Here is a 26,992-nt window from a genome sequence, read left to right on the forward strand (position 1 = left end):
GTTAAATCACCCCAATGCTCTTGACTTCAATCGTCGGAATTAATTCGTTGTATGACAGGACAGGTACATCTGGGAAATAGCGCTCCGTCAACTGACGAACAAACATCCGAATGCTTGGTGAGGCCAAGATGATCGGTTGTACTCCGTAACGTTCGAACTCTGACGACAGTTCATTAAACGACTCGATGAACCGTGTCGCTTTTTCCGGATCAAGCGCAAGATAATTTCCGAACTCTGTTTTTTGAATCGCGGACTGAATATCGATTTCCATTTCACTCGATACCGTCACGACGTGTAAGACATCCCCTTGCAGCACCTGTTCCGTAATTTGCCGTGATAAGGCTTGGCGGACGTATTCAGCAAGCAATTCGCTATCTTTCGTCACGGCCGCATAATCAGCTAGTGTTTCAAAAATCAATGGCAAATTGCGAATCGATATTTTTTCTTTTAGTAATTGAACGAAGACTTTTTGCAGTTCTCCAATCGTTAAGAGTTGCGGCGTGACTTCATCGACTAAAATTGGATGTGTTTCTTTCAAGTGATCAACGAGTTGCTTCGTCTCTTCTCGTCCCAGCAAGTCTGCAGCATGTTTTTTAAGCAGCTCCGTTAAATGCGTTGCGACGACCGATGGTGGATCGACGACCGTATAACCAGACATTTCTGCCCGACTTCTCGTCTTTTCATCAATCCAAAGCGCCGGCATTCCAAATGCTGGTTCGACCGTTTCGATGCCTTGGATTTCAGGATCATCGACTCCGGGACTCATTGCTAAATAATGATCGAGCAAGAGTTCGCCCGTCGCCATCTCACTGCCGCGAATCTTAATCCGATAATGATTCGGCGGGAGTTGTAAGTGGTCGCGAATCCGAACGGTCGGGAGGACGAAACCAAGTTCCAATGCTAACTGGCGACGAATCATGACGACACGGTCGAGTAAATCGCCACCTTGTGCTTCGTCAGCAAGTGGAATCAATCCATAACCGAATTCAAACTCAATCGTATCGACATTTAAAAGCGAAATGACCGATTCACTTGAGCGTAGGTTTTCCGTCGATTCTTCTTCGACGGCGACTTCTTCCGTGGTCGCTTTTGGCGTCCGTCTCAGTTGCCAAGCAAAGAAGCCGGCTGCTGCTGCGACAGGAATTGTCACATAGTCTGGAATCGCCGTGAACAGACCGAGTAAGAAAATCGCGCCTGCACCAATCATGACGAGCAATGGCGTCCGCGTTAACTGACCGATGATGTCTTCACCTAGATTGCCGTCCGACGTCGAGCGTGTGACGATAATCCCGGTTGCGACAGAAATCAACAGCGCTGGAATCTGACTGACTAATCCATCTCCGACTGTCAAGAGCGTATATAAGTTGATTGATTCTGTCATCGGTAACCCTTGTTGGACGACTCCGATGACCATCCCGAAAATCAAGTTAATGATGACGATGATGATGCCGGCGATTGCGTCTCCTTTTACAAACTTTGACGCCCCATCCATCGCCCCGTAAAAGTCGGCTTCGGATTGAATTTTTTGCCGGCGTGTCCGTGCCTGAAGTTCATCAATCATGCCAGAGTTCAAATCGGCATCAATCGCCATCTGTTTCCCTGGCATCGCATCCAGTGTAAATCGGGCCGATACTTCCGAAACCCGTTCCGACCCCTTTGTAATGACGAGAAACTGGATCAAGACGAGAATCAAGAAGACGACGAACCCGACGAGTGCGTTCCCGCCGACGACGAAGCTCCCAAATGCTTCAATCACTTCGCCCCCATTCCCGTTCGAGAGAATCGAGCGGGTCGTCGAGACATTTAATGCGAGACGAAACAGGGTGACGATTAACAATAAAGTTGGGAAAACTGAAAATTCCAATGCTTCTTTGGCATTCATCGAAACGAGTAAGACCATCAAAGCAATCAAGATGTTGATGATGATTAAAAAGTCGAGTAAAAAGCCTGGCAGTGGAATGACCAGCATGAAGACGATCATGATGACGCCTAGCAGTACGGAAAGATCTCTTGTTGAAATAGTCATGATGCTTCATCCTTTCATTTTGCTTGTTTCATTTGGTAGACAAAGGCGAGTGTTTCAGCGAGTGCCTGATAAAATGATTCATCCACTGCCATACCTATCTCTGATTTTGCGAACAAGGCCCGCGCGAGCGGACGATTTTCGATGATTGGGATGTCAGCTGCTGTCGCCTTCTCCCGAATACGGAATGCGACAGCATCCACACCTTTTGCGACGACGATTGGTGCCGCGTGTTTTCCATCATCGTATTGAATGGCAACTGCATAGTGGGTCGGGTTCGTAATGACGACGTCTGCATTCGGTATTTCTTGCATCATCCGCCGCATCGCCATCTCCCGTTGTTGCTGTTTGATTTTACCTTTGATTTGAGGGTCACCCTCCGTGTTCTTATGTTCGTCTTTTAAGTCCTGTTTACTCATCCGAATCGATTTTTCAAAATCAAACTTTTGATAGGCAAAGTCTAAAACGGCAAGTGCAATCAACGCGATGCTGACCGAGAGACCCAGTAAAAAGGTCAAATGACCAATGATGGCTAACGCATCTCCAATCGGCTCAGACGTCAACCGTGAGATTTCGACCTTGTTGTTCCATAAGATCGTCCCGCTCGTCATTCCGATGACAAGTAACTTAAAAACAGACTTTAAAAATTCGATCAGTGCTTTCATACTGACGATGCGCTTGACCCCTTGGAGTGGATTGATTCGATCTAACTTTGGTTGAATCGATTCTGCACTGAGTAAAGCACCAATCTGGACGAAGTTTCCTAAAATCCCGATGGTGACAGCCGTTAAAAAAAACGGGGCGACGAGAATCGCCATTTGCCCTAACATCTCAATTAATATCTGCTCGACACGCCCTTCCTCTACTGAAACAAGGACGGTCCTTGCACTCAATCCATTTTCTAAAACCAAGACGAAACGTTTGCCGAGAAACGGTCCAAAGAAAAACAAGACGAGGAACATCGCGAATAACATTAAACTACTCGTTAAATCAGCGGATTTTGCGACTTGCCCTTTTTTTCTCGAATCATCCCGCTTACGCGGTGAGGCTTTCTCTGTTTTTTCACCAGCGAAGTACTGGAGGTCGAGTTTTAAACGATATGTATTCATCTCAACCTCCCAGTAATCGAATGGCATCCGCTAAAACGTCTTGCAGTAGCGGAATGAACTTTGAAATCCCGGTAATCGTCGAACCGGCAAGTAAAAATAAAATCGCATAGCCCATTAGTAATTTGACTGAAAAACCAATCGCAAAAATATTGAATTGCGGTGCTGTCTTTGCTAAAAATCCAAGTGCAAGATCGACCAGGAACAAGGACACGATGAGCGGCATCGCCATTTGAAGTGCCGTTAACATCGCCAGACCGACGACTCGAACGACAAGACTCATACCCGCCTCCCCTGAAACTGCAATCGAACTGCCGGGTGGAAAGATTTGAAAACTGGTGTAAATGCCATCGAGTAAAATCAAATGCATGTCGGAGGCAAGTAACACGAGTAGTGTCAACATGTAATAAAACCGGCCAATGATTGGTGACTGACCACCGAACATCGGATCATAAGCTGATGCCATCGCGAGTCCCATCTGTAAATCGATGATGGAACCGGCGATTTGCGGGGCAAATAAAAGGAAGCTAGCTAACAAGCCAAGCGATAATCCAACGATGACTTCCGTACCCATCCGAAAGAAAAAATTGAAATCATCGACTTCAACGGTCGTTTTGACGGCATAGCTCGCAAAATAGGCAAGACCGGCAGCTAAGGCTAATTTATGTTGGGCCGGCAATTGTTTTGATGAAAACAACGGTGCCGCGACCAAAAATCCGACGATGCGACCAAATACGAGTAAAAATACGCTGACAAAAGACAATAACGTCATTTCCTTGAAACCTCAGCAATCTGTTTAAAGATTTCAATCGTAAACGTTTTTAATTCTTCCATGATCCATGGTCCGAAAAAGACGAGTGCTAAAAATACAGCAACGATTTTCGGGACGAACGAGAGGGTCTGCTCTTGAATTTGCGTCGTCGCTTGTAAAATACTGACGAGCAGACCTACAACGAGTGAGACGAGCAAGAGCGGTGCCGATACCTTTAACAAGGTCCAGACGGCCGAACTCGCTAGTTGAATAATCATTTCCTGCGTCATATCGTTCCTCCCTACTTCATGCTGACAAGCAATGACTCGACAATTAAATGCCAACCATCGACGAGGATGAATAGTAATAATTTAAACGGTAAAGCAATCATGACAGGCGGTAACATCATCATCCCCATCGACATCAACACACTTGAGACGACCATGTCGATGACGAGAAATGGAATGAAAATCATGAACCCAATCTGAAAAGCCGTTTTCAACTCACTGATGGCATAAGCAGGAACTAACGCGACAAGCGGAATGTCTTCGACTTTTTCCGGCTTGTCGTAATTTCCATACTTCAAAAATAATTCTAAGTCATTGGTACGTGTATGTTTTGACATAAAACGTTTCATCGTTCCACCTGCTCGATCAAACGCTTCGTCCTGACTAATTTTTTCACCCATGTATGGTTGAAGTGCCGTCGTGTTGAGTTCCGTCAGCACCGGTGACATGACGAATAATGTAATAAATAAGGCAAGACCGACTAGCAACTGGTTCGGTGGTGTCTGTTGTGTCCCGAGCGCCGAACGTACAAAAGATAAGACGACGACAACGCGCGTAAAACATGTCATCAAAATCAATAACGAGGGTGCTAAGGATAATAATGTCAACAAGACAAGTAACTTAACTGATGTCGCTGTTCCTGATGGTGTGTCTAAAGAAATCAGACTTTCAATCGTTGTCATGAACGACCTCGTTTCTTCTGGAATTGATCAAGTTGTTGCTTGAACGATTCCAAGAAAGGCGATTCGCTCGTCGACTGTTTCATGTCATGCAACTCTTCAGTCGACCATTCCGTATCCGCTTCGAGCGTGTCGAGTAGCTCAATGTTTTGCCCGACACCAACGACGTAAACTTTATCGTGGACGCGTACGAGTTGCACCGATCGATCTTTTCCGAGCGGCACACCTCCGAGATGTGAAAGTTGATTGGATTGGCGGACACCTCGCGTCCGATCATTGATTAATCGGACAGCCAGGAGAAATCCCCCGATTAAGACCACGAGCGTGACGATGACTTTAATGACCGTCACAATCGTCGACGACCCATCGACCTGTTGAGTTGTTGGTTCACTCTTCTTAGATGGATTCAAATTCTCTTCCACTGTTTCTGCCCCAACTTGTGCTGAGAGCAGGAACAACAGGAGACAGGTCAAAAAGGTCAGTCTTTTCATGACGAAACAGTTTTCGAAACGGCTTCAAGCACACGGTCTGCTTGGAACGGTTTAACGATGAAGTCTTTTGCACCGGCTTGAATCGCATCGATAACCATCGACTGTTGTCCCATTGCCGAACACATGATGACTTTTGCTGCTGGGTTAAAGGCTTTGATTTCTTTTAGTGCTGAAATGCCGTCCATTTCTGGCATCGTGATATCGAGCGTTACGAGATCCGGTGTTAATTCTTTGTATTTCGCTACGGCTTCGCGACCATTTTCTGCTTCACCGACGACGTCATATCCATTCTTCGATAAAATTTCCTTAATCATCATTCGCATGAAAGCTGCATCATCTACGATCAATACTTTTGCACTCATCTTATTTCCTCCTTAGAACATCCGAAGACGTTCTTTTGTATTTACGATTTCTGTAATTCGTACTCCAAAGTTTTCTTCAATGACTACGACTTCACCTGTCGCAATCAATGTATTGTTGACAAAAACATCAACCGGCTCTCCAGCCAACTTATCGAGTTCGATGATTGAACCTTGTGTCAATTCCAATATGTCGCGTACAGAGCGACGTGTTCTGCCAAGTTCGACGGTTACATTCAGTGGTACATCATACAACATCCCGATGTTACCCGGTACGCCTTCTTGTTGCACTTCTTCAAATTGACCAAACTGGACCGGGCTGACACCTACCGGTTCCTTCTTCGGTGCAACAGGCGTTTCATAACGTTGTTCCTGCTGTGGCATTTGTTGCGTTTGTTGCGTTTGTTGCGTTTGTTGCGGTGCTACTTGTGGCGACGGTTGAACCGGTTCATGCGTCGCACCTTTTGCTTCTTCAGTCGTCGTCGTACTTGCGCTGAATAATTTCTGAATCAACTGCTTTGAAAATTCGAGTGGTGCAAGCTGAACGATTTTCGAATCGATCAACGTCCCGATTTTTAAATCGAATTCGATGATGACCATGCTTTCCCATAAAGAAAAGCTGTCGACAATACTTTTCTCTTGCGAAAAGTCGAAAATTTCAACGGCTGGTGGCGAAATATCAATTCGCATCGAGAAGACCGTTGACATCGACGTCGCCGCTGCTCCCATCATTTGGTTCATCGCTTCTTGAACGGCAGAAAGGGCGATTGGCTCCATTTCATGGTTTTCCTCGACCATCCCGTCGCCGCCCATCATCAAGTTCGCGATGACAGACGCGTCACGTTGCGTCAAGATTAAGACGTTTTCACCTTTGAAGCCTTCTGTGTACCCGACGCGCAAAGCAACGTGCGGGATTGGATAGCGACTGCGTAATTCGTCCATCGTGATCATCCGCACATGTGGCGTCGTAATCTCGACTTTTTGGTTGAGTAATGCAGATAACGCTGTTGCTGAATTCCCGAGTGAAATATTCCCTACTTCACCTAAGGCATCAATTTCCATCTCGTCTAATTCTTCTAATCCATCATCCGAACTTGTATCAGTCGGCTCATCATCCGACGGGGTCCCGCGTAATAACGCATCGATTTCATCTTGCGAAAGCATATCGCTCATGTTATTCCTCCTCAATTCGTTGTATGACTTGTAAAGCGAGATGCTTCCCATTCAGACCAGGTCGCGCTTTGAACATTTTCCGATCATCAACAAACAATTCAACCGGGTCGGATGTACGTGTCTTCAGGGACAGGCAGTCGCCTACCTCGAGGTGTAACAATTCTCCAAACGACAATTCCGTTTGGCCGAGCACAGCTTTTAAATCGACGATTGACCCCATCAACTGAGTTTGCATCTGTTCAGATTCTTGGTTATCGACCGCTTTACGTTTTTCTTGTTGCATCCAAAAATGACTCGATAGCTTCGGAATGATCGGTTCGAGTGTGACGAACGGAAGACAGACATTGAGCGTCCCACTGACTTCTCCAACCGTCACATAAATCGAGACGAGGATTACCGTCTCATTCGGCGAAACGAGTTGAAGGAATTGCGGATTGATTTCTAAATCGTCATACTCTGCTTCTAGTTCTGTGATTGACTCCCAAGCTTCGCCATATTGTACGAATGCCCGCTTAAACAATTGTGTCAAAATGCGTGTCTCGATTTCAGTCAAATTTTCAATCTTATTCATCCCTTCGCCAGGACCACCGAGGAGACGATCGAGCATTGCATAGGCGATGTTCGGGTTGACTTCAAAGATAACTTTACCATCGAGCGGTTTCAGGTTAACTAGATTGATTAAGGTCATGTTCGGAATGGAATGGATGAATTCATCGTATGGCAACTGTTCGACCGTATTGACCGTGAACTGGACGTACGTTCTCAGCTGCGCTGAAAAGTGTGTTGTCAGTACACGTGCGAATTGCTCATGAATTCGAGTCAAGTTCCGCATTTGATCTTTTGAGAAACGAAGTGCCCGTTTGAAATCATACACTTTGACACGCCGTTCCTCTTCTTGACTTCGTATCTCCTCGACTTCCATATCTCCGCTCGAAATGGCTGATAGCAAGGCGTCAATTTCATGTTGTGATAATACTTCGCTCATGCTGCCACCTCACTGGATGATTTTTTTCGTCGTATAGACGCGTTGAACATCGCCTTCTTGAAGAAGTTTTTTGAATTGACCACGTAATTTTTCTTCAAGCTTTGCCATATCTTGTTTTGAATCCAAGTCTTGCTTTTTCATCGATGCTAAATCACCAAGAATGATGTTGTTGATTTGAAACTTACGTAGTTCTAACTCTTCCTTCGTTTTCACATCATCCGTGACAATCGTAAACTGAACATTCAAAAACCGTTCGTCTGCGATGTTCGTCGTCAAGTCATCTGTTTGAAAACTTCGTTCTTCGAGCTCGGCACCTGTCGGTTGTTCAACTTTTGCTTCCGTCTCATCTCCGACTAACCAATACTTCGTGAGCATATACCCTGCGCCGATCATCATGAGGGCCACGATAACCATGATCAACGGTATTTTTAACTTACTCTTCTTCTTTTCTTCTGCCATCTTCGAGCCTCCTAATGCTGTTCAAGCCCGCTAGTCCGACTTGTCGGTAAAAATCGATTGTTGCCGCTTTTACCTCTTCTAACGATTCTTTGACGATGTATGTCTGCCCTCCAACGAGTTGAATCGTCGTATCTGGTGTCGATCGAATCGATTCGATTAATATAGCATTCAATACGAGCGGTGCTTGACGTAACGTCGTCAGTGTAATCATCGTTTCAAGTTAACGAGTTCTTCTAAGATTTGGTCGGATGTCGTAATAATCCGTGTATTTGCCTGGAATCCACGTTGCGCGATAATCATTTCCGTAAACTCTTCTGATAAGTCGACGTTCGACATTTCGAGCGTCCCAGACGTCAGTTGCCCAAGTCCGTTCGTGCTTGGCGTCCCTGTTGCTGGAATCCCTGAGTTCTGTGAGGCAGAAAAGAGGTTCACCCCTGATTTTTCAAGTCCACCCGGGTTCGCAAAGTTTGCCATCGAGACGTATCCGACGCGTTGCAACGCACCTGTCGCATCAACGAATGTGACCAATCCATCTTTTCCGATTGCTAAGTTCTGCGCGCCGGTCGGAATTTGGAGTTTCATGTAGCCGTTTGGTGCTTTATTCGTAATTTGGCCATTCGCCGGATCGTATGTGTTTGCTGGCAAGTTTGCTTGATCTGCTGGTGGCTGTCCTGGATTCGCTGGTGGCGGATCAGATAGTCCGACGAGGTAGTTCCCGTCTCCCGTGACGATATTCCCTTGCAAGTCCGTGTAAAAGTTTCCTGAACGCGAGTAACGAACGCCATCTGCTGTAAGCACTTGATAGAACCCTTCGCCTGAAATCCCGACATCGAGTGTCCGTCCCGTGTTTTGAAGTGCACCTTGGTTGTAGACGTTATCGACCGTCGACATTGATGCCCCGAGTCCGACTTGTTTCGGGTTTGTACCACCGACACCGCCACCTGCTCCTGAAGCTGAACCGACTGATTGGTTAACGAGATCTTTAAAGGTAACCCGCCCCTTTTTGTAACCGAACGTATTGACGTTTGCGATGTTATTCCCGACGACGTCAAGCTTTGTCTGGAAGTTCTTTAACCCACTGATTCCTGAATACATTGAACGTAACATTATTTTTCCTCCTTTGTTTTAATCTCCGTTAATTCATAGACACTGACTTGCTTCCCGTTCGAGAGTTCCGCGATGACGTCAATTCCGTCTCGCTTGACGCTTATAACATTCGCTGTCTCCTTGACCGTCGCGCCCGTCGCCGTTCCCGTCGCATCCTCAACCGTTCCATCTGTTTCGTAACTAACTGATTTCCCGATTAAATTACTGTATGTCAGCAAGGAATTCGCATGTTGATTCAAGACCATCGTGTCCATCCCTTTTCCAATCGCTTGCATTTGTTCAAGGGAAGAAAATTGTGCCATTTGTGAGATGAACTCTTTATCTTCCATCGGTGCAGTCGGATCTTGATTCGATAACTGGGCAATCAAGATTTTCATGAACATGTCTTTGTCCATCGAATTATTCGGGACAGCTGTCGTTTTATCCGGCAACTGGTAGGACGATGCCGCATTAATGGAATCAGTCATCTTCTTCCTCCTCTAACTCCTCATCTTGAGGTTTCGGTTGTTCCTCTTGCGCTGTCTCTTGCCGCTCTTGTGGTGTCGATGTATCAAACTCTTTTACGGTCGAGGCAAGTAATCCCGTCTCGATTTTAACGAGCGGCGCTTGATGTTGCAGCGAACCTTGTAATTTACCTAGCTGTTGCTCAATCAGTTGTTTTGCCTGCTCGGTGCCCGCAAACAACTTCACTGTCAACACACCTTCTTTTCGCTCGAGTTGAACGACGACTTCACCTAGCTGTTCTGGGTATAAACGAATCGACATTCGTGTCGAACCGTCTGCTCCTTTTAAGAACGGGGCTTGTTGGAGTGCTGCTTCGATTCGTTTTGCCAATTGTTCATCGACATTACTTTGCGGAACGAGGGGAGGCATCGTAACGGTACGATCGCTTTTCACGAACAGTGTCGAAGAAAAGGCGAGCGGTAACGCCGTTCCTTCCGAATCAACTGTTCCTTTCAACGGCTCACTACGCGTCAAGCCTTCGCCTAACTTCATCGAAGCCGGTAAGGTTTGAGCCATGGCGACTTGTCGTGTCACCGGAAGAACCGTCTGCACGACCCTCCCCGTCTTCAATTCACCTTCCGCTGTCTTAACACCTTTTCCGACGGGCGTATCTGCTACTGGTTGCTGTTGACCTGCTACCGGTTTTGTAACACCAAGAATCGACACGATTGTCGCCGTAATCAATTGACCGACGGACGCCGGTAATTGTTGCAACATCGCCGTCGCTTGTTCCGCATCTCCTTCTTGGATCGTTTTTACGAGTTGTACGAGCTCCGTCATTCCTTTTGGATCCTGCTCTAGTGCTTCTAATTGTGGATGATCCAGTAAAAGCAAGGCTTGTTCGGGTTGTGCTGTGAGCATCTTCACCAGCTGACCTTCATTTGATTGTGGCATCGTCGTGCTAGGGACGGTGTTCTCAGGCAGAAGACTTGGTTCTGGCGTCGTGAACAGTTGTAGCAAAGAAGCAAAACTCCCCATGCCTTCAGCCGAAGGAGCACTTTGACCGACTGATTTCGCCGTACCTTTGACTGTTTGATTTTGTTGCACATCTGTCAAATTCATCGTGTTCGCTCACCTCTATTTCGTCGCGAGTAGTTGCGTCAATGCCGCAGCCTTTTTCGCATCCATTTTTGCGATGATGGCTGCTTGTTGTTCCGCATCGATAGTCTCGATGATAGGAACGACCTCTGTCGGACTGAGTTCATTTAAGATTGTCGCTGCTTCCTTAGGCGACATCTCTGCATAAACATCGGTCACACTTGCCGTTTTTGTTGTCTTCTTGTCTTCCTCGGTTGTTTTATCCGGGAAAGGCGTTTGTTTTAATTGATCGCGCTCCGCGATTAATCGCGTAATCTCTTGTTCTTTCACTTTGAGTGTATCCGCTTGTTCCGTCGCTTCATTTCGCAATTTTTTAATTTCTTGATTCGCTATTTTTAATCGATTTTCTAAATCAGACGTTTCCTTACCAGGCGTTCCCTTCGTTTGTTTCGACGTTTCCTCTGTCGAAAACGGGAGTGCAAGCATCGGACGACCGTTAGCATAATTGAGCACAAGATAGGCTGTACCTAAGATTAAGATCAAGGGAATGATCAACAACGGTAAAATCCATTGTTTCGATGATTTTGAATTACTTATGATGTCCGCCCTCTTCCAAACTGTAACAGTGCCAGTTCATCTAATTGATTTTGTTCGAGTAGTGCATTGATTTGCCGTGCTTCTTCTAGTTGATTCGCCTGAAGACGCGTGAACTTCTTTTCCTCAATCATCGCTTCTTTTAAATCGACTTGTGCGCGTTCATACTGATTTTTTGCTTGAGTGACATATAATTGTTGACGTTCGATTTGCTGTTTGACGACGTCACGCGCACGTTCACGGTATTGAGAAGCGAGTAATTCGACGGTACCCGTCTCATTTTGTGCCTTCAAAAATGTTTCGTAACGAACGAGCAGGTGATACAACTTTTCGACTTCAATCTCGTAGCGTTTCTTTTTTTCAGCCGTTTGTTTCGATACACGATCTTTCTCCGCCTCGGCTAAAGGAATGATTCGCTCATATATTGTTTTCATGCCTTTTCCTCCTTAGCGAATCGTCGTGATTAAACGGTTCATGGCTTCTTCAAATTGACTTCCTTCTTCAACACGTTGCTTCAAAAAGCCGATTAATTCCGGATATTTTTCGACGGCACGATCGATTTCAGGGTTTGTCCCACTTTTATATGCACCGATATTGATCAAGTCTTCTGCATCTAAGTATGTCGAGAGCAATTGCCGAAAGACGATCGCACTGTCTTTATGTTCCGTCGATGTGATTTGATTCATAACCCGGCTAATCGAACGTAAAACATGAATCGCCGGATACTGCCCTTTGTTCGCCAAACTTCGATCAAGGACAAAGTGACCATCTAAAATCCCGCGGACTGCATCCGCAATCGGTTCGTTCATGTCGTCTCCATCGACGAGTACGGTATAAAAAGCTGTAATCGACCCGGCTGTCGTCTTTCCGCTTCGTTCGAGTAACTGAGGTAGTAGAGCGAATACACTCGGCGTGTATCCTTTTGAAGCAGGCGGTTCTCCTGTCGCCAGACCGATTTCACGTTGCGCCATCGCGAACCGCGTAACGGAGTCCATCATCAAGACGACATTCTTACCTTGATCCCGAAAGTATTCTGCGATTGCTGTCGCCGTATAGGCTCCTTTTAAACGGACAAGCGGTGGTTGGTCACTCGTCGCGACGACGATGATGGAACGCTTCATCCCTTCTTCGCCCAACTCCGCTTCGATGAACTCTTTCACTTCCCGCCCTCGCTCTCCAATCAAGGCGATCACATTGATGTCAGCAGTCGAACGTTTTGCAATCATTCCGAGCAGTGTTGATTTCCCGACACCAGACCCGGCAAACAAACCGACGCGTTGCCCTTGACCGACTGTCAACAGACCATCAATGGCGCGGATACCTGTCGACAACACTTCATTGATACGTGGTCGTTCAAGTGGACTCGGTGGTTTTCGCACGATTGATGTTGTCCGGAGGTGAGTCAACTCCTCACCATCAAGTGCTCGACCTAATCCATCTAATACTTTCCCGATCAGTTCCTCACCGACGGGTACGTGAAGTGGTTTTCCTGTTGCGATGACGATTGATCCTGGTGCAATTGCTGTCGTTTCACCGTAAGGCATCAATAAGACGTGCCCTTCTCGGAAGCCGACAACCTCTGCTTCGATTTCTTGACCTCGGTGCAGTTGAATCAAACACCGTTCCCCGATTGCGACTGCCGTCGGTCCTCGTGATTCAATCATTAAACCGATTACTTGCACGACTTTACCGGAATGCCGGACTAAGTCATCCGTCCGAATATCTCGAACGGCCGCTTGCAACTGCTTCACGTTATACATCTTGTAGCACCTCAGTCACCTGGTTAATCAATGCCTCATAACTAGAAGTAAGCCCGCCCGTAATCGCTCCATTTTCTGAATCGATACGGAAATCGCGAGGCGCGAGTTCCGGATCAATCCGTAAGCTGATTGTCGCAGCACCACCTAAAATCGTATGTAGACGTTCATCCAGTAATACAACCCGTTCAAAATCTTCTGCAGACGTGTAAACAATGATCTTTTCACGGTCACGGAACTGAATAATCAATTGGTGAATCGATTGATAGAGTGCCTCCTCATCTGTATCATGTAATTTTTCTAAAAAATGATGGGTCACTTGAAGTGACAATGCACATAATTCATCTTCCATCGCTAACAAGCGGTCCGTCTGCATCTGCTCAAGACGCATTGCAAATTGATTCGTTTCCTCGAGTTTTCGTGCATAAGCGTCTAGTCCGTCTTGCTGCCCTCGCTCATAACCCGCTTGATAGCCTTGTTCCTTCGCTTCCTGTAAAGCCATTTCACGTTCCTGTTCAAAAGCCTGTCGACGCGCTTCTTCTTGTTGACGCATCAGCTGAAGTTGCTCGTCGAGCTCATTTTGACCTTTTGCCATCAACGCCTCATAAGAAATACTCGGCTCGGCATCCCGTTCGATCGCTCGCTCTTCTTGATGAAGAATTGTGCGCTGATGACCTTCGATGACAATTTGTCGTTTAATGACGTTAGACAACGATATCATCTCCTCCACCACGTGCGACGACGATTTCACCCATATCCTCTAGGCGACGAATGATTCCGACGATTCGGCTTTGAGCTTCTTCGACATCGCGCAATCTGACGGGTCCCATGAATTCCATATCTTCTTTGAACGATTCGACCATTCGCTGAGACATGTTTCGGTACACCATTTCTTTGACATCGTCCGAAGAGACTTTAAGCGCAAGCAACAAATCTTCGTTTGAAACTTCGCGGATGATTCGTTGGATTGCTCGTGCATCGAGTGTGACAATATCTTCGAAAACAAACATCCGTTTTTTGATTTCTTCGGCGAGTTCCGGATCCTGAATTTCGAGCGTATCGAGGATTGTCCGTTCCGTCGTCCGATCGACACCGTTCAATACTTGAACGACTGCCTCGATACCACCAGACTGCGCATAATCTTGCATACCGGCTTGAGATAAGTTCCGCTCAAGAATCTGTTCGACTTCGCTGATGATTTCCGGGTTCATTCGGTCCATCGTTGCAATTCGTCGTGCTACATCCGATTGCGCCTCAGCTGGAAGCTCCGAAAGAATCTGACCGGACTTTCCCGGGTCGAGATGTGCCAAGACGAGTGCAATCGTCTGTGGATGTTCGTTTTGAATGAAGTTCAATAATTGCTTCGGATCTGCTTTACGGGCAAACTCGAACGGCCGGACTTGCAAGGTCGAAGTTAATCGATGAATCAATTCCATCGCTTTTTCTTCACCTAATGCTTTTTCAAGCACATTTTTCGCAAAGCCGATACCACCTTGCGTAATGTAGTTTTGCGCCGTTGCCAACTCATGAAATTCTTCGAGTACTTCTAGTTTTTCTTCAGGATCAATTCGTTTCATGCTCGAAATTTGGAGTGTCAACCATTCCATTTCTTCCTCAGTCAAATGTTTGTAGACGTTCGCCGCCACTTCTGGACCTAACGAAATCATCAAGATCGCTGCTTTCTCACGACTATTCATATCTAGTTTCTTCATCTCATCAATCCTCCGCTAACCATGTGCGTAATAACTTCGCAAATTCATCTGGATTTGAGGATGCTAATTTTTCAAGCTGTTTCCGTTTGACTGCTCCGCCACTCGTATCTTCTGTCGATAGTTCTGGAATCTCTGTTTCGATTGGTGTCCATTCTTCTAATTCTTCGACTTCCGTCGTACGACGTCTTCGCATCATCATGAAGATGGCGCCGATGACGATCAGTGCTGCTGCACCAAGCGCGAACCAAACCCACATCGGCGTGACTGTAGTCGTCGCTTTTTGTGTTGGTGTTTCAGCGAACGGTCGGGACATGACGACGACCTTGTTCGTCAATTCGGCATCCGTCAACGTCGCTTTTGCATCCGTTTTCGTGATGGACGTCCGAATAATCGAGTAGAGCATCGTTTGAAGGTCCGTTTGAAGTTGCGGATCGATTTGAGCTTGACCTTTTGGTGGTTCAACGATGACTTGAATACCTAAATCACGTATTTCATAAGGTGCTCCCGTAATCTGTTTCGTAATCCGGTTTACTTCATAATTGATGATATCGTGCGTTTTCTCACTCGTATCACCTGTCGTTCCTGTACCGGCCGGGAAGTTGATGGTCTCATTTTCACCAGTACCGGCTGTTCCTTCATTCGCTGCACCCGTGTAGGCTTCGGCAACCTTTTCTGCCGAAGTTACAATCCCCTCGATTTTATCAGGGTCAACGGGTTCGACTAGTTTTTGTTCTTCTTGGCGCTGTGTGACATCGACGTCTGCCGTGACTGACACGAGCGCTTTTTGTGGTCCGAGAACGACGGATAACATTTGTTGAATTTGTTTTCGTAAATCATTTTCCGTTGTTTTCTTTAATTGCATCGGATCTGCGCCACCAGCCGTCTGTGTTCCTTGGCCCGGTTCGTAGTACGTAAAGTACTGATCCATGATTGTAATATTTTCTTCTTTCAAATTAGGAATACTTTTTGCGATTAGGTGGTAAAGACCTTGTACAGTCTGTTGATTCAAATCACTCCCAGCGCTTGACGTTAACACAACCGATACGGTTGACGTCTCTTCGGCGTCTGATAAAAAGACGCTTTTTTCAGGAAGTGTAATCATTACCTTCGCTGCATCAATCCCGTTTACTTGCGTAATCAAGTTCTCAAGTTCAGTCTGCATCGTATCGCGCTCTAAAATATTCATTTCCTTGTCAGTCGTACCAAACCCGGCATTTTCACTAAAGAATGAATAATCGATTTGACCGGACTTCGGTATGCCAGCAGTAGCCAACTCTACTTTCAAATTTTCCGCATTCGCCTCCGGCACAAGAATCGTCACTCCGTCTGAAGCTGTCACAACTTCCGAACGAACGCCATCTTCATTTAATTTTTCAGTGACTTGTCCAGCCTCTTGCGGTGATAGTTTTGAATACAATGGCGTCATTGTCGGTGTCGACAACCAAATGATGGCAGCAATAAGAGCTGATAAAATGATTAAGGTAATACCGATGATGGTCGCTTTTTTTGCGAGTGACCATTCGTTCCATGTCGTGTTGATTGCGCTAAAACGCGCCTTTAGCCGTTCGTTCATCAAACATCTCCCACGCTTTCCTTAGCAGTCACAGTTGCATACGCATCATTTCTTGGTATGCCTCAATCCCTTTATTCCGGACTTCAATGGCGAGTTGCATAGAAAGCGATGCTTCTTCTGTTTTAATCATGATGTTATGTAGATCCGTTGTCTTCCCTGTCGCAAGGTCCACACGTGCTTGTGAGGATGCTTGTTGCGCGTCGTTCAAGCCGTTAATGGCTTGGCTTAGCACATCGCTAAAATCTCCTGGGGACGTCTTAGCGACTGATTGTGATGGTAAGACCATTTGTTGCATCCCTTGAATAGGTTGAATTGCCATGATGTCATCTCCTCGTTATTTACCGATTTCCATCGCTTTTACTAACATCGCCTTTGTCGCATTCAGCGCCGTGACGTTTGCTTCATACGAGCGGGTCGCGCCCATCATATCGACCATTTCCTTCAATAAATCCACGTTCGGCATTTTTACATAGCCAAGTTCGTCTGCATCTGGGTGGTTTGGATTGTACTCTAATTTAAACGGCTCTTGATCCTTCCGGATTTCACTGACTGTGACGCCGTTACCTGTTTCTTTTAATACGGCTAATTTTCGTGCATACGGTTGCCATTCTCCATTCACGAGTTCGCCTCGTGTCGTTTGAGCATTGGCGATGTTTGCTGATACCGTATCGAGTCGGAGCCGCTGCGCTGTTAATCCTGTAGCGGATGTATGGAATCCTGAGAACATCGTCATCTTTATCGCCCTCCTCGAATAACAGATTGAATACCAGAGAATTTACGATTCAATTGTTCGACTAGCGCTTCATATTCAATTTGATTGCGTGATAATTCAGACATCTCAAGGTCAATATCGACGCCATTTCCATCATTTCGCATCGATGTGCTTTGTTCGACGACCGTTCCTGAAGTATTAATCGTCGCATGTCGTTGTAAACTCATTTTCATCTCTGAATTCAATACATCACCAAAAACGAGGCGTTTTGCTTTGTATCCGGGTGTATCCACATTCGCAATATTCGTTGAGATTACTTTTTGAGCTGCAACCGTCCGATCGACGGCTTGTGTCATGAGTGAATAATCTGAGCCTAACCAATTCATCCCTTAACCTCCACTTGATTTTATATCGAGTATTTAGTTTTTTTGTAATCATTAGTAACACTTCTGAAATAATTGAAACAAATAGGTCAATGTTTGGAAAGAAGTTTTTTGAAAATCAGGGTAATGAGATGTTAAATTTCTGTTTTTTATTACCTTTTCTTATAAAAATGATAAATAATACCTATATAAGAAAAGAAGACCTAGTATTTACTAGGTCTTCTTGATTGATTCCAGTTTTCGTTGTTTAGTTTGATTTAATCCGTTCTAATTCATAAAGGAAATTATCGTTTAAGATTTTGATATACGTCCCTTTCATACCGAGTGAACGCGATTCGATGACACCCGCACTTTCAAGCTTGCGCAGTGCATTGACGATGACGGAACGTGTAATCCCGACACGGTCTGCAATTTTTGATGCGACGAGTAATCCTTCATTGCCGTCGAGTTCTTCAAAAATATGCTCGATTGCTTCAAGCTCTGAATATGATAACGAGTTGATTGCCATTTGGACGACAGCTTTTTTACGTGCTTTATCCTCAGCTTCATGTGCTTTCTCTCGAAGAATCTCCATACCGACTACCGTCGCTCCATATTCAGCTAGGACGAGATCTTCTTCGTCGAAATCATCGACCATTCGTCCGAGGACGAGTGTCCCTAAGCGTTCGCCGCCTCCGATGATTGGAACGATTGTTGTTTTTGATGATTCGAACGTATCACGATTATCAATCGGGAATGCCGTATGTTCACTATCAATCGTAATATTCGCTGTCGTTTCCATGACGTTAAATAAACGTTTTGTGTAGTCTTCTGGGAATTGACGTTCTTCGAGGAATCCACGAATTCGTGCATTCTCAATTTGTTGCTTGATGGCAATACCGAGTAATTTCCCACGGCGGCTAACGATGAATGTATTCGACTCCATGACTTCACTTAACCGTTCCGCCATAATTTTAAAGTCTACATGTGTACTAGCTTCCTGTTGTAACATCGTATTAAGCTTTCGTGTTTTTGCCAATAAATTCATGATTTTCTTCCTCCACTTATAAGATGAACTGACTTAAGTCACGATCATCTGCTACTTTTCCAACTCGGTCCATTACATATTGTGGTGTGATCGTAACATCCGACTCTGGCATATCTGCCGCTTCAAAGGATAGTTCCTCTAACACCCGTTCCATGATTGTATATAAACGTCGTGCACCGATATTATCAGTTTCATCATTGACCTGAGCAGCAATCCGCGCGATTTGACGAATCGCATCCTCGGTAAAGGTGACGTGGACCTGTTCTGCTCCAAGCAACGCTTTGTATTGTTTCAGTAACGCTTGATTCGGTTCTGTCAAAATCTTGACGAAGTCTTCTTCCGTTAAACTATCCAACTCGACTCGAATCGGGAAACGTCCTTGTAACTCTGGAATGAGATCAGACGGCTTCGCCATATGGAACGCTCCTGCGGCGATAAACAACATATGGTCCGTTTTGACCGAGCCGTATTTCGTCACGACGGTAGAGCCTTCGACGATTGGTAAGATATCTCGCTGGACACCTTCGCGTGAAACGCCGGCGCTATCTTGACCTTTCGTTGCAATTTTATCGATTTCATCGACGAAGATGATCCCCATTTGCTCCGCACGTCGAACGGCTTCGTCATGGACTTCGTTTAAGTCAAGTAAACGTTCCGCTTCTTCAGCAGTCAAAATCGGTCGTGCTTCTTTGACGGTCAGTTGTCTTTTTTTCGTTTTCTTCGGCATGACTTGACCTAGCATATCTTGTAGGTTTGATAAGCCTTCCATCCCTTGTTGTCCCGAAAATAAATCCATTTGGCGCTCTTCGACGTCGACATCAATCATGCGGTCTTCTAGTTGACCACTGATTAATTGTTGACGAATGACTGAGCGGTCCGCCGTATCATTCGCTGTTTCTTGTTCAGGTTGTGCTTGATTACCACCAAACAACATTTCGAATGGATTACTTCCACCACCAAGACCCGACGTCGATTTTTTTCCGACTAACGCATCCACGATCCGTTCGTTCGCAACGGCTTCTGCTCGATCTTTTAACGCTTCTTTCTTCTCATCTTTGACAAGACGGAGTGAAGCTTCGACTAAATCACGAACCATTGATTCAACGTCACGACCGACGTATCCGACTTCTGTGAATTTCGTCGCTTCGATCTTAACGAATGGTGCGCGAACGAGTTTTGCTAGACGTCTTGCGATTTCCGTCTTTCCGACTCCAGTCGGTCCAATCATCAAAATATTTTTAGGTGTTACTTCGTCGCGTAATGCCGGGTCGAGTAATTGGCGACGGTACCGATTACGAAGTGCGATTGCGACGGCGCGTTTCGCATCCGATTGTCCAACGACGTGTTCATCTAATTTGGCTACGATTTGTTTTGGTGTCAATTCATGCATCTGCACTTCCTCCAATCGTCTCTAAAACAATTTGATCATTCGTGAACACGCAGAGCTCTCCGGCTGTTTCAAGAGCGGCTCGTGCGATTTCTTCTGCTGACATCTGTCCAGCGTGACGTGCCAATGCTCGACCAGCAGCAAGCGCGTAATTACCGCCTGAACCGATTGCAAGAATTCCATCATCCGGTTCGATGACTTCACCATTTCCGGAAACGAGCAGTAAATGTGTCCCGTCCATGACGAGTAGCAATGCTTCGAGTTGACGTAACATTTTGTCGCCGCGCCATTCTTTTGCTAGCTCGACTGCGGCACGTTGGAGATTACCATTATACATCTCTAGCTTCGCTTCAAACTTCTCAAACAGCGTAAAGGCATCTGCTACACTTCCAGCAAATCCTGCAATCACTTTTCCCCCATAAAGGCGTCTTACTTTCTTTGCACTTTTCTTCATGATGACTTGATTACCAAATGTCACCTGACCATCTCCACTCATCGCGGATTGACCATTATGTTGAATCGCAAAAATCGTCGTTGCATGAAACATTCCGTTTCCTCCCTTAGGCACGCGGATGCGCTTGCTGATAAACATGACGCAACCGCTCCGTCGTTACATGAGTATATTGTCCCGTCGTCGATAGAGAGGCATGACCTAAGAGTTCCTGAACCGCCCGAAGGTCCGCCCCTCTCTCTAACAGGTCTGTCGCGAAGCTATGTCGAAGTGCGTGCGGCGTCACATGTTTCGAAAGCAAATGATCGCCTTTTTTTAAGATTTTACGAATACCGTCTGTCGTCAGTCGTCGTCCCGATTTCGAAACGAACACAGCCTGTTCCTTTTCATCTTTTCCTCGACGCTCTTGCAAGTAAACCTGCAACGTCCGTCTAGCGAAAGAACCAATCGGCGTGATGCGTTCCTTACGACCTTTTCCATATACATGGACATACTCTAAGTCTTGATCTAAATCTTGAAGATTTAGTCCTGCCAACTCACTGACACGCATCCCGGTCGCATAGAGCAGTTCAATCATTGCGACATTTCGGTTGCCTAGTGTATCTTCCGTTCGAAAGGCTTCTAAAAATCGTTCGTATTCAGATGGAACTAAAAAGGTCGGTAACGATTGGGCACGTTTGGGCGCTTTCAATCCTTCAAACGGGTTGACTGCATCCGTGTCGCGCGTCAAAAAGCGACCAAATTGCTTCAAGCATGATACTTTTTGGGCAATTGTCGATTTTGAAGCTTGTTGCTCGTAGAGTGCATACAAATAACGCCGTGCAGTTGCCAATTCAATCGATCGTAGTTGATGATCGAGGCAAAAAGCGGCGTATTGTCGAAGGGTTTGATCATATGAGCGACCCGTATTCGGAGATAGTTGACGTTCGATATGCACGTACCGCAAAAAGTCTTTCCGCAGCCGCTCAAACTCTGAGTCTAATCCCATTTCCGAGCCTCCTCCTGACCATGTGTTCTCGAATCGACCTTAGCATAGCACACCGCAAGTAGTCTGACAATAGACCAAAAACCGAAAAAATGACGAAATTATCACGCTTTTATGAAAAATTAAGAAATGGGGGAAAAGTCCGCTGTTTCTGCGGCTTTTCCCCCATCCTCTTTACATATCGGTAAAGTCTTTGATGGCTTCTAACGCTCGTTCTGCGAGGAGCGCATATTTCTCAGGTTTCTTCATTCGGACTGGATGACCGACGAGCCCGGGAACAAGTCCAAAGTTCGCGTTCATCGGTTGGAAGTTCTTTCCTTCCGTCGTCGTGATGTAGTGCGCCATCGCCCCCATCATCGTCTCTTTCGGGAACGCGATTGGTTCTACTTCATTCACTAACCGTGCCGCATTGATCCCTGCCGTCAAACCGGATGCTGCTGACTCGACGTATCCTTCGACCCCTGTCATTTGACCGGCAAAGAATAAATCATGTCGTGTCCGTGTTTGATACGTCGCTTGCAACAAGTTCGGTGAATTGACGAACGTATTCCGGTGCATGACACCATATCGGACGATTTCGGCATTTTCTAAACCAGGAATCAAACGGATGATCCGCTTTTGCTCGCCCCACTTCAAGTGCGTTTGGAAACCGACGAGGTTGAAGAGTGTTCCAGCCGAGTTATCTTGACGAAGCTGAACGACTGCGTAAGGACGTTCGCCTGTTTTCGGGTCTTCAAGACCGACCGGTTTCATTGGTCCGAACAACAATGTTTTTGGTCCGCGTGAGGCGAGTACTTCAAATGGCATACAGCCCTCGAAGTAAATTTCTTTTTCAAATTCTTTCAGCGGAACGACTTCTGCCGCAATCAGCTCATTATGGAAATGCGTAAACTCTTCTTTTGTCATCGGACAGTTCAAGTACGCGGCTTCTCCTTTATCGTAGCGTGACTTGAGGTAGACCTTGTCTCGATCAATCGTATCCCCATCGAGAATCGGTGCTGCCGCATCGAAGAAATACAGATAATCTTCTCCCGTGAACTGTTTGAGTGATTCAGATAACGCAGCACTCGTAAGTGGTCCAGTTGCAACGATCGTCGGACCATCCGGAATCGCTTCAAGCTCTTCATGATGGACCGTGACGTTCGGATGATTCTTCAGTGTTTCTGTCACATAGCCTGCGAAGTCATGCCGATCGACAGCGAGTGCGCCCCCTGCAGGGACACTCGCTAAATCAGCCGCTTTCATGATGAGAGAGTCTAATTGACGCATCTCTTCTTTTAATACACCAACTGCATTCGTCAATTGATTCGCACGTAAGGAATTCGAACAGACGAGCTCTGCAAATTGATCGGTATGGTGAGCAGGGGTCTGCTTCACCGGTCGCATTTCATATAAATCTACTTGGACGCCTCGCTTCGCAAGCTGCCATGCTGCTTCAGAACCTGCGAGCCCGGCACCAATTACCGTTACTCGTTTCAACGGTCACTCCTCCTCTTGCTCTTGATCGATGCGCGTTTCATGATGTCCACAAGATGTACATTCTACTTTCACACCGTTCTTGATTTTCTTTTGTACCATCATACTGCTACAGACGGGACATGGCTCTTCGACCGGCTTATCCCATGAGACGAATTCGCACTCTGGATAATTTGAACACCCATAGAACAACCGGCCTTTTTTGCTGCGACGTTCGACGATGTCCCCTGTACCACATGTCGGACACTTGACCCCAATCTCGACTTGGATTGGCTTCGTGTTTCGGCATTCCGGGAAGTTTGAGCACGCCATGAACTTGCCGTACCGTCCCATCTTGATGACCATCGCATGACCGCATACTTCGCAATCTTCTCCGGCTGGTTCATCTTTGATTTCAATTTTCTCGATTTCTGCTTCCGCCCGCGTCAAACGTTTCGCGAATGATTTATAAATCGGATCGACGACTTCCGTCCACTGCATGTCGCCTTTTTCAATCGCATCAAGCAACGCTTCCATGTCTGCCGTGAATTGAACCGTGATGAATTCTTGGAAATAATCACTAATCATATCAATGACGAGCTCTCCGAGTTCAGTCGGTAAGAATTTCTTTTCTTCGAGCGTCACGTACCCTCGTTTTTGAATCGTGTCGAGTGTTGGAGCGTATGTCGACGGACGACCAATCCCGAGTTCTTCCATCGCTCGTACTAAACGTGCCTCTGTATAGCGTGGCGGTGGCTGCGTGAAGTGTTGTTTCGGGTCAATCGATTCCTGTTGCAAGACTTCACCGTCTTCGAGTGGTGGTAAGAGTCCTTCTTTGACGTCCGTCACTGCTTCATCATCTGTATCCTCGATGTAGACTTTCATGAAACCAGGGAATTTGACCGTCGAACCGTTCGCCCGGAACATGACATCGTTCGAATTCAAATCAACTTTGACCGTGTCTAAAATCGCCGGTGCCATTTGACTGGCGACGAATCGTTCCCAAATGAGTTTATACAGTCGGAACTGGTCTCGCGACAAATACGATTTAACGAGTTGTGGGTCACGCATCGTTGACGTCGGACGAACTGCTTCGTGAGCATCCTGTGAATTGGCCGCTTTTTTCTCTTTACGTTTTTCACTGGCGATGTATTCTTTTCCGTACGCATTTTCGATGAAACCATGCGCTTCGAGGTTCGCTGTTTCAGACGTTCGTGTCGAATCGGTACGCATATACGTAATCAAACCGATTGTCCCTTCTTTCCCTAACTCGATTCCCTCGTAGAGTTGTTGGGCAATCATCATCGTTTTCTTCGCCCGGAAGTTAAGCTTACGTGCCGCTTCTTGCTGGAGCGAACTCGTTGTAAACGGTAACGCTGGATTACGTTTGCGCTCTTTCTTCGTTACCGAATCGACCGTAAAGGATTCTGAAAGTTTTGCCAACACCTCGTTGACATCTTCTTCAGAATGGAGTTCACGTTTTTTACCGTCGACGCCATAAAAGTTTGCTTCGAGTTTTTCACCGTTCGCATCAAGCTCAAGTTTAATCGTCCAGTACTCTTCTGGTAAAAAGGCATTGATTTCTTGTTCCCGATCAATAATCATCTTCACGGCAACCGATTGAACACGTCCCGCAGACAATCCTTTTTTAATTTTCTTCCAAAGTAACGGACTCATGCTGTACCCAACAAGACGGTCCAAAATACGCCGCGCTTGTTGCGCGTCGACAAGATCATAGTTGATCTTGCGGGGTTTCTTGAACGAATCCTTGATGGCGTCTTTTGTGATTTCATTGAAGACGACCCGACACTCTGTCGATTCATCGACACCGAGGGCTTTCGCTAAATGCCAAGCGATCGCTTCCCCTTCACGGTCAGGGTCGGCCGCGAGATAGATTTTTTGTGCTTTTTTAGCAGCAGTTTTCAATTCTTTCAAGACCGGACCTTTACCACGAATCGTAATATATTTTGGTTCATAGTCATGTTCGACGTCGACACCCATTTGGCTTTTTGGCAAATCGATGACATGCCCCATCGATGCTTTCACGGTATAGTTCGAACCGAGATAACGTTTGATGGTTTTTGCCTTTGCAGGTGATTCGACGATTACTAAATATTTTGCCATTGCAATCGCTCCCTATTAGAGGCGTACTCGTATTTTAATCTCACTTATCATAGTAGTCTCGATTCCCATTTGTCAACGTCCATCAAGATACTTTTTGAAACTTCTTCCGGATTCAGGAGCGGAATCGCCCCTTCCGCAATCAATTGATTCGTTCCACAAAACATTTTTTCAGTCGGACAACCCGGCAAGCAATAGACGTCTTTTCCTTGGTCCAGAGCGTGTCCTGCTGTATTCATCGTTCCGCTTTTCAACGCTGCTTCGACGATGACGAGGGCTGATGATAATCCAGCGATGATGCGATTACGTTCTAAAAATTGGAATTTTTGAATGGGGGTCTCAGGAGGGTACTCGGAGAGCAACAAACCAGCTTGTGCGATGCGATCAAAGAGGGCCGCGTGTTGTTTCGGATAAAGAGAATCGAGTCCTGTTGCCATGACGGCGATGGTTGGTTGGTCATACTTCAAGGAAAGGCGATGGACGAGGGAATCAATCCCGTAAGCTCCACCAGAGACAGTGACGAAAGGGGAATTAAAAAACGGGCGTAAGAACGATAGACGTTCTTTATGGGACGGGGATGGGGTTCGGCTACCGATGATGCTGATTAAAGGATGACGCAGAAGCGACGAATCGCCTACGTAATACAGGCCGTAAATCGGTCGTGGTATGTGGAGTAATTGTTGCGGGAACTCGGGATCGGTCGGAACAAGTAACTGAGACGGGAGGTGTTCGAGTGAAAGAGCTGCTTGATATCGCTTTTTACTCTCGGCATTTGTCGGAAGATCAGCGACCGATAAAATACCATATTGTTCTACTAAGGCGACAATCGGATAAGGAACACGACATGCTGCAAATCGAACGTACCATTCTCGCTCCATTAACATACACTCCTTTTATATAGAAGAAAGCCGTCCTGAATCTTCAGGACAGCTCTCGACGTTTTTATTTGACCGTTGAACCCGTGACACATTGATCGTAGATACCAGCATCTTTGATGACACGAATTAACGTTTCACCAATGACTGCCGGAGAGTCTGCGACTTCGATACCATTTGCACGAAGTGTCTTGATTTTTTCCGATGCCGTACCTTTACCACCTGAGATGATGGCACCCGCATGACCCATACGTTTGCCCTCAGGAGCAGTTTGTCCACCGATGAATCCGATGACCGGCTTCGTCATGTTGGCTTTGACCCACTCAGCCGCTTCTTCTTCTGCCGTACCACCGATTTCACCAAGCATGATGACCGCTTTTGTTTCAGGATCTTCATTGAACGCTTTGAGCGTGTCGATGAAGTCTGTCCCGTTGACAGGATCACCACCGATACCGACAGCAGTCGATTGACCGATTCCAGCCGTCGTCAATTGGTGCACCGCTTCATACGTCAATGTCCCAGAACGTGAAACGATTCCGACATGACCTGGTGTGTGGATGTAACCAGGCATGATGCCAAGTTTCGCGACGCCTGGTGTGATGACGCCAGGACAGTTCGGACCAATCAAACGAACTGGTTTTCCGTCAAGATAACGTTTTACTTTTACCATATCAAGAACGGGAATTCCTTCTGTGATACAGATGATGAGAGCGATGTCTGAATCCGCAGCTTCCATGATTGCATCCGCAGCGAATGCTGGTGGTACATAGATAATCGATGCATTTGCCCCTGTTTTAGCGACTGCTTGCGCAACCGTATCAAAGACAGGCACGCCACCGAGCACTTCTGTTCCGCCTTTACCTGGTGTGACACCACCGACGAGGTTCGTTCCGTAATCAATCATTTGTTCACCGTGGAACATTCCTTGATTACCTGTAATTCCTTGAATGATCACTTTTGTTGATTCGTTTACCCAAATACTCATCCTTAGCTCCCC

General features: G+C 46.2%; 31 protein-coding genes. All 31 read right to left on the reverse strand.

Annotated elements, in window-relative coordinates; all coding sequences use genetic code 11:
- Nucleotide 1 precedes the first annotated feature (1 nt).
- On the reverse strand, nucleotides 2–2,026 hold the full coding sequence (gene flhA, locus KNP94_RS05860) for a flagellar biosynthesis protein FlhA (protein ID WP_029330780.1): 2,025 nt from the start codon (nucleotides 2,024–2,026) through the stop codon (nucleotides 2–4).
- A 14-nt stretch (nucleotides 2,027–2,040) separates the two neighbouring features.
- Complete coding sequence (gene flhB, locus KNP94_RS05865; protein ID WP_214804423.1) at nucleotides 2,041–3,132, reverse strand: flagellar biosynthesis protein FlhB; 1,092 nt, start codon at nucleotides 3,130–3,132, stop codon at nucleotides 2,041–2,043.
- Nucleotide 3,133: 1 nt separating this feature from the next.
- On the reverse strand, nucleotides 3,134–3,901 hold the full coding sequence (gene fliR / locus KNP94_RS05870; RefSeq protein ID WP_029330783.1) for a flagellar biosynthetic protein FliR: 768 nt from the start codon (nucleotides 3,899–3,901) through the stop codon (nucleotides 3,134–3,136).
- The gene (fliQ, locus tag KNP94_RS05875) at nucleotides 3,898–4,170 is read right to left on the reverse strand and encodes a flagellar biosynthesis protein FliQ (protein ID WP_012370733.1); all 273 of its coding nucleotides are present in this window, start codon (nucleotides 4,168–4,170) and stop codon (nucleotides 3,898–3,900) included. Before fliQ ends, fliR begins: the two co-directional genes overlap by 4 nt.
- 11 nt (nucleotides 4,171–4,181) lie before the next feature.
- On the reverse strand, nucleotides 4,182–4,850 hold the full coding sequence (gene fliP / locus KNP94_RS05880) for a flagellar type III secretion system pore protein FliP (protein WP_029330785.1): 669 nt from the start codon (nucleotides 4,848–4,850) through the stop codon (nucleotides 4,182–4,184).
- Nucleotides 4,847–5,338, reverse strand: a complete 492-nt coding sequence (locus tag KNP94_RS05885; RefSeq protein ID WP_214765140.1) for a flagellar biosynthetic protein FliO — start codon at nucleotides 5,336–5,338, stop codon at nucleotides 4,847–4,849. Before KNP94_RS05885 ends, fliP begins: the two co-directional genes overlap by 4 nt.
- Entirely contained in the window at nucleotides 5,335–5,700 is a 366-nt protein-coding gene (locus KNP94_RS05890) for a response regulator (RefSeq protein WP_029330789.1), read from the reverse strand. Before KNP94_RS05890 ends, KNP94_RS05885 begins: the two co-directional genes overlap by 4 nt.
- 12 nt (nucleotides 5,701–5,712) lie before the next feature.
- Entirely contained in the window at nucleotides 5,713–6,870 is a 1,158-nt protein-coding gene (gene fliY / locus KNP94_RS05895) for a flagellar motor switch phosphatase FliY (RefSeq protein ID WP_215115419.1), read from the reverse strand.
- A 1-nt stretch (nucleotide 6,871) separates the two neighbouring features.
- Entirely contained in the window at nucleotides 6,872–7,855 is a 984-nt protein-coding gene (gene fliM, locus KNP94_RS05900) for a flagellar motor switch protein FliM (RefSeq protein WP_088837358.1), read from the reverse strand.
- 9 nt (nucleotides 7,856–7,864) lie between these two features.
- Entirely contained in the window at nucleotides 7,865–8,314 is a 450-nt protein-coding gene (locus KNP94_RS05905) for a flagellar basal body-associated FliL family protein (RefSeq protein ID WP_029330792.1), read from the reverse strand.
- On the reverse strand, nucleotides 8,289–8,525 hold the full coding sequence (locus KNP94_RS05910; RefSeq protein ID WP_088837359.1) for a flagellar FlbD family protein: 237 nt from the start codon (nucleotides 8,523–8,525) through the stop codon (nucleotides 8,289–8,291). Before KNP94_RS05910 ends, KNP94_RS05905 begins: the two co-directional genes overlap by 26 nt.
- Nucleotides 8,522–9,421, reverse strand: a complete 900-nt coding sequence (flgG, locus tag KNP94_RS05915) for a flagellar basal body rod protein FlgG (protein ID WP_214801847.1) — start codon at nucleotides 9,419–9,421, stop codon at nucleotides 8,522–8,524. The genes KNP94_RS05910 and flgG overlap by 4 nt, the downstream gene beginning before the upstream one ends.
- Nucleotides 9,421–9,888 (reverse strand): flagellar hook capping FlgD N-terminal domain-containing protein, encoded by a 468-nt coding sequence (locus KNP94_RS05920; RefSeq protein ID WP_029330801.1) that lies wholly within the window; start codon nucleotides 9,886–9,888, stop codon nucleotides 9,421–9,423. The genes flgG and KNP94_RS05920 overlap by 1 nt, the downstream gene beginning before the upstream one ends.
- On the reverse strand, nucleotides 9,881–10,987 hold the full coding sequence (locus KNP94_RS05925) for a flagellar hook-length control protein FliK (protein ID WP_215115420.1): 1,107 nt from the start codon (nucleotides 10,985–10,987) through the stop codon (nucleotides 9,881–9,883). The genes KNP94_RS05920 and KNP94_RS05925 overlap by 8 nt, the downstream gene beginning before the upstream one ends.
- Nucleotides 10,988–11,002: 15 nt before the next feature.
- The gene (locus tag KNP94_RS05930) at nucleotides 11,003–11,521 is read right to left on the reverse strand and encodes a MotE family protein (protein WP_251131908.1); all 519 of its coding nucleotides are present in this window, start codon (nucleotides 11,519–11,521) and stop codon (nucleotides 11,003–11,005) included.
- Between the two features lie 35 nt (nucleotides 11,522–11,556).
- Nucleotides 11,557–11,991 (reverse strand): flagellar export protein FliJ, encoded by a 435-nt coding sequence (locus KNP94_RS05935; protein ID WP_088837363.1) that lies wholly within the window; start codon nucleotides 11,989–11,991, stop codon nucleotides 11,557–11,559.
- 12 nt (nucleotides 11,992–12,003) lie between these two features.
- Nucleotides 12,004–13,317: a flagellar protein export ATPase FliI gene (gene fliI, locus KNP94_RS05940; protein ID WP_088837364.1), complete on the reverse strand. Its 1,314-nt coding sequence runs from the start codon at nucleotides 13,315–13,317 to the stop codon at nucleotides 12,004–12,006.
- Nucleotides 13,310–14,035 (reverse strand): FliH/SctL family protein, encoded by a 726-nt coding sequence (locus KNP94_RS05945; RefSeq protein WP_029330810.1) that lies wholly within the window; start codon nucleotides 14,033–14,035, stop codon nucleotides 13,310–13,312. Before KNP94_RS05945 ends, fliI begins: the two co-directional genes overlap by 8 nt.
- Nucleotides 14,019–15,026, reverse strand: a complete 1,008-nt coding sequence (fliG, locus tag KNP94_RS05950) for a flagellar motor switch protein FliG (protein ID WP_029330812.1) — start codon at nucleotides 15,024–15,026, stop codon at nucleotides 14,019–14,021. Before fliG ends, KNP94_RS05945 begins: the two co-directional genes overlap by 17 nt.
- Before the next feature lie 4 nt (nucleotides 15,027–15,030).
- Nucleotides 15,031–16,599, reverse strand: coding sequence for a flagellar basal-body MS-ring/collar protein FliF (gene fliF / locus KNP94_RS05955; protein ID WP_214768593.1), 1,569 nt, complete (start codon nucleotides 16,597–16,599; stop codon nucleotides 15,031–15,033).
- Nucleotides 16,600–16,627: 28 nt separating this feature from the next.
- Nucleotides 16,628–16,918: a flagellar hook-basal body complex protein FliE gene (gene fliE / locus KNP94_RS05960; RefSeq protein WP_215115421.1), complete on the reverse strand. Its 291-nt coding sequence runs from the start codon at nucleotides 16,916–16,918 to the stop codon at nucleotides 16,628–16,630.
- A gap of 15 nt (nucleotides 16,919–16,933) precedes the next feature.
- Complete coding sequence (gene flgC / locus KNP94_RS05965; RefSeq protein WP_029330818.1) at nucleotides 16,934–17,332, reverse strand: flagellar basal body rod protein FlgC; 399 nt, start codon at nucleotides 17,330–17,332, stop codon at nucleotides 16,934–16,936.
- A gap of 2 nt (nucleotides 17,333–17,334) precedes the next feature.
- On the reverse strand, nucleotides 17,335–17,697 hold the full coding sequence (gene flgB, locus KNP94_RS05970) for a flagellar basal body rod protein FlgB (RefSeq protein ID WP_088837369.1): 363 nt from the start codon (nucleotides 17,695–17,697) through the stop codon (nucleotides 17,335–17,337).
- A 244-nt stretch (nucleotides 17,698–17,941) separates the two neighbouring features.
- Nucleotides 17,942–18,721, reverse strand: a complete 780-nt coding sequence (gene codY / locus KNP94_RS05975) for a GTP-sensing pleiotropic transcriptional regulator CodY (RefSeq protein WP_029330822.1) — start codon at nucleotides 18,719–18,721, stop codon at nucleotides 17,942–17,944.
- A 16-nt stretch (nucleotides 18,722–18,737) separates the two neighbouring features.
- Nucleotides 18,738–20,117, reverse strand: a complete 1,380-nt coding sequence (gene hslU, locus KNP94_RS05980) for an ATP-dependent protease ATPase subunit HslU (protein ID WP_029330824.1) — start codon at nucleotides 20,115–20,117, stop codon at nucleotides 18,738–18,740.
- Entirely contained in the window at nucleotides 20,104–20,655 is a 552-nt protein-coding gene (gene hslV, locus KNP94_RS05985) for an ATP-dependent protease subunit HslV (protein WP_029330826.1), read from the reverse strand. The genes hslU and hslV overlap by 14 nt, the downstream gene beginning before the upstream one ends.
- A gap of 13 nt (nucleotides 20,656–20,668) precedes the next feature.
- Entirely contained in the window at nucleotides 20,669–21,547 is an 879-nt protein-coding gene (locus KNP94_RS05990; protein ID WP_214765153.1) for a tyrosine recombinase XerC, read from the reverse strand.
- Nucleotides 21,548–21,718: 171 nt separating this feature from the next.
- The gene (gene trmFO, locus KNP94_RS05995; protein ID WP_088837372.1) at nucleotides 21,719–23,023 is read right to left on the reverse strand and encodes an FADH(2)-oxidizing methylenetetrahydrofolate--tRNA-(uracil(54)-C(5))-methyltransferase TrmFO; all 1,305 of its coding nucleotides are present in this window, start codon (nucleotides 23,021–23,023) and stop codon (nucleotides 21,719–21,721) included.
- 3 nt (nucleotides 23,024–23,026) lie between these two features.
- The gene (topA, locus tag KNP94_RS06000; RefSeq protein WP_088837373.1) at nucleotides 23,027–25,123 is read right to left on the reverse strand and encodes a type I DNA topoisomerase; all 2,097 of its coding nucleotides are present in this window, start codon (nucleotides 25,121–25,123) and stop codon (nucleotides 23,027–23,029) included.
- Between the two features lie 47 nt (nucleotides 25,124–25,170).
- Nucleotides 25,171–25,998 (reverse strand): DNA-processing protein DprA, encoded by an 828-nt coding sequence (gene dprA, locus KNP94_RS06005; RefSeq protein ID WP_214892048.1) that lies wholly within the window; start codon nucleotides 25,996–25,998, stop codon nucleotides 25,171–25,173.
- A gap of 64 nt (nucleotides 25,999–26,062) precedes the next feature.
- Complete coding sequence (gene sucD / locus KNP94_RS06010; RefSeq protein ID WP_088837375.1) at nucleotides 26,063–26,980, reverse strand: succinate--CoA ligase subunit alpha; 918 nt, start codon at nucleotides 26,978–26,980, stop codon at nucleotides 26,063–26,065.
- Nucleotides 26,981–26,992: the final 12 nt, after the last annotated feature.

The organism is Exiguobacterium sp. s80 (assembly GCF_018618725.1).
Taxonomy (GTDB): Bacteria; Bacillota; Bacilli; order Exiguobacteriales; family Exiguobacteriaceae; genus Exiguobacterium_A; species Exiguobacterium_A oxidotolerans.

What these genes read in the sequence shown, in the direction of transcription:
- flhA (WP_029330780.1), bottom strand. Translation starts at nt 2,026, where the DNA reads ATGACTATTTCAACAAGAGATCTTTCCGTACTGCTAGGCGTCATCATG.
- flhB (WP_214804423.1), bottom strand. Translation starts at nt 3,132, where the DNA reads ATGAATACATATCGTTTAAAACTCGACCTCCAGTACTTCGCTGGTGAA.
- fliR (WP_029330783.1), bottom strand. Translation starts at nt 3,901, where the DNA reads ATGACGTTATTGTCTTTTGTCAGCGTATTTTTACTCGTATTTGGTCGC.
- fliQ (WP_012370733.1), bottom strand. Translation starts at nt 4,170, where the DNA reads ATGACGCAGGAAATGATTATTCAACTAGCGAGTTCGGCCGTCTGGACC.
- fliP (WP_029330785.1), bottom strand. Translation starts at nt 4,850, where the DNA reads ATGACAACGATTGAAAGTCTGATTTCTTTAGACACACCATCAGGAACA.
- KNP94_RS05885 (WP_214765140.1), bottom strand. Translation starts at nt 5,338, where the DNA reads ATGAAAAGACTGACCTTTTTGACCTGTCTCCTGTTGTTCCTGCTCTCA.
- KNP94_RS05890 (WP_029330789.1), bottom strand. Translation starts at nt 5,700, where the DNA reads ATGAGTGCAAAAGTATTGATCGTAGATGATGCAGCTTTCATGCGAATG.
- fliY (WP_215115419.1), bottom strand. Translation starts at nt 6,870, where the DNA reads ATGAGCGATATGCTTTCGCAAGATGAAATCGATGCGTTATTACGCGGG.
- fliM (WP_088837358.1), bottom strand. Translation starts at nt 7,855, where the DNA reads ATGAGCGAAGTATTATCACAACATGAAATTGACGCCTTGCTATCAGCC.
- KNP94_RS05905 (WP_029330792.1), bottom strand. Translation starts at nt 8,314, where the DNA reads ATGGCAGAAGAAAAGAAGAAGAGTAAGTTAAAAATACCGTTGATCATG.
- KNP94_RS05910 (WP_088837359.1), bottom strand. Translation starts at nt 8,525, where the DNA reads ATGATTACACTGACGACGTTACGTCAAGCACCGCTCGTATTGAATGCT.
- flgG (WP_214801847.1), bottom strand. Translation starts at nt 9,421, where the DNA reads ATGTTACGTTCAATGTATTCAGGAATCAGTGGGTTAAAGAACTTCCAG.
- KNP94_RS05920 (WP_029330801.1), bottom strand. Translation starts at nt 9,888, where the DNA reads ATGACTGATTCCATTAATGCGGCATCGTCCTACCAGTTGCCGGATAAA.
- KNP94_RS05925 (WP_215115420.1), bottom strand. Translation starts at nt 10,987, where the DNA reads ATGAATTTGACAGATGTGCAACAAAATCAAACAGTCAAAGGTACGGCG.
- KNP94_RS05935 (WP_088837363.1), bottom strand. Translation starts at nt 11,991, where the DNA reads ATGAAAACAATATATGAGCGAATCATTCCTTTAGCCGAGGCGGAGAAA.
- fliI (WP_088837364.1), bottom strand. Translation starts at nt 13,317, where the DNA reads ATGTATAACGTGAAGCAGTTGCAAGCGGCCGTTCGAGATATTCGGACG.
- KNP94_RS05945 (WP_029330810.1), bottom strand. Translation starts at nt 14,035, where the DNA reads ATGATATCGTTGTCTAACGTCATTAAACGACAAATTGTCATCGAAGGT.
- fliG (WP_029330812.1), bottom strand. Translation starts at nt 15,026, where the DNA reads ATGAAGAAACTAGATATGAATAGTCGTGAGAAAGCAGCGATCTTGATG.
- fliF (WP_214768593.1), bottom strand. Translation starts at nt 16,599, where the DNA reads ATGAACGAACGGCTAAAGGCGCGTTTTAGCGCAATCAACACGACATGG.
- fliE (WP_215115421.1), bottom strand. Translation starts at nt 16,918, where the DNA reads ATGGCAATTCAACCTATTCAAGGGATGCAACAAATGGTCTTACCATCA.
- flgC (WP_029330818.1), bottom strand. Translation starts at nt 17,332, where the DNA reads ATGACGATGTTCTCAGGATTCCATACATCCGCTACAGGATTAACAGCG.
- flgB (WP_088837369.1), bottom strand. Translation starts at nt 17,697, where the DNA reads ATGAATTGGTTAGGCTCAGATTATTCACTCATGACACAAGCCGTCGAT.
- codY (WP_029330822.1), bottom strand. Translation starts at nt 18,721, where the DNA reads ATGAATTTATTGGCAAAAACACGAAAGCTTAATACGATGTTACAACAG.
- hslV (WP_029330826.1), bottom strand. Translation starts at nt 20,655, where the DNA reads ATGTTTCATGCAACGACGATTTTTGCGATTCAACATAATGGTCAATCC.
- KNP94_RS05990 (WP_214765153.1), bottom strand. Translation starts at nt 21,547, where the DNA reads ATGGGATTAGACTCAGAGTTTGAGCGGCTGCGGAAAGACTTTTTGCGG.
- topA (WP_088837373.1), bottom strand. Translation starts at nt 25,123, where the DNA reads ATGGCAAAATATTTAGTAATCGTCGAATCACCTGCAAAGGCAAAAACC.
- dprA (WP_214892048.1), bottom strand. Translation starts at nt 25,998, where the DNA reads ATGGAGCGAGAATGGTACGTTCGATTTGCAGCATGTCGTGTTCCTTAT.
- sucD (WP_088837375.1), bottom strand. Translation starts at nt 26,980, where the DNA reads ATGAGTATTTGGGTAAACGAATCAACAAAAGTGATCATTCAAGGAATT.